Source organism: Neisseria sp. P0001.S005 (assembly GCF_051963715.1).
This window is the reverse complement of sequence record NZ_JBQCTZ010000225.1, coordinates 1-1255: the sequence shown is the minus strand read 5'-3', so window position 1 is coordinate 1255 and position 1255 is coordinate 1. Positions and strand designations below refer to the sequence as shown.

The window sequence follows — 1255 nt, the reverse complement described above, 5'->3', positions numbered from 1 at the left end:
GAACCGTACCGCAAACCGACACAGGTGGGCAGGATGAGAATTCTAAGGCGCTTGAGAGAACTCAGGAGAAGGAACTCGGCAAATTGATACCGTAACTTCGGGAGAAGGTATGCCCTCTAAGGTTAAGGACTTGCTCCGTAAGCCCTGGAGGGTCGCAGAGAATAGGTGGCTGCGACTGTTTATTAAAAACACAGCACTCTGCTAACACGAAAGTGGACGTATAGGGTGTGACGCCTGCCCGGTGCTGGAAGGTTAATTGAAGATGTGCAAGCATCGGATCGAAGCCCCAGTAAACGGCGGCCGTAACTATAACGGTCCTAAGGTAGCGAAATTCCTTGTCGGGTAAGTTCCGACCCGCACGAATGGCGTAACGATGGCCACACTGTCTCCTCCTGAGACTCAGCGAAGTTGAAGTGGTTGTGAAGATGCAATCTACCCGCTGCTAGACGGAAAGACCCCGTGAACCTTTACTGTAGCTTTGCATTGGACTTTGAAGTCACTTGTGTAGGATAGGTGGGAGGCTTTGAAGCAGAGACGCCAGTCTCTGTGGAGCCGTCCTTGAAATACCACCCTGGTGTCTTTGAGGTTCTAACCCAGACCCGTAATCCGGGTCGGGGACCGTGCATGGTAGGCAGTTTGACTGGGGCGGTCTCCTCCCAAAGAGTAACGGAGGAGTTCGAAGGTTACCTAGGTCCGGTCGGAAATCGGACTGATAGTGCAATGGCAAAAGGTAGCTTAACTGCGAGACCGACAAGTCGAGCAGGTGCGAAAGCAGGACATAGTGATCCGGTGGTTCTGTATGGAAGGGCCATCGCTCAACGGATAAAAGGTACTCCGGGGATAACAGGCTGATTCCGCCCAAGAGTTCATATCGACGGCGGAGTTTGGCACCTCGATGTCGGCTCATCACATCCTGGGGCTGTAGTCGGTCCCAAGGGTATGGCTGTTCGCCATTTAAAGTGGTACGTGAGCTGGGTTTAAAACGTCGTGAGACAGTTTGGTCCCTATCTGCAGTGGGCGTTGGAAGTTTGACGGGGGCTGCTCCTAGTACGAGAGGACCGGAGTGGACGAACCTCTGGTGTACCGGTTGTAACGCCAGTTGCATAGCCGGGTAGCTAAGTTCGGAAGAGATAAGCGCTGAAAGCATCTAAGCGCGAAACTCGCCTGAAGATGAGACTTCCCTTGTGGTTTAACCACACTAAAGAGTCGTTCGAGACCAGGACGTTGATAGGTGGGGTGTGGAAGCGCGGTAACG

Annotated in this window: 1 rRNA gene (cut by a window edge); it reads left to right on the top strand. The window is 53.1% G+C overall.

The features are described 5' to 3' along the window. A 23S ribosomal RNA gene (locus tag ACTHSP_RS17505) occupies nt 1–1255 on the top strand (its annotated part extends 1694 nt beyond the left edge of the window); the annotation flags it as partial.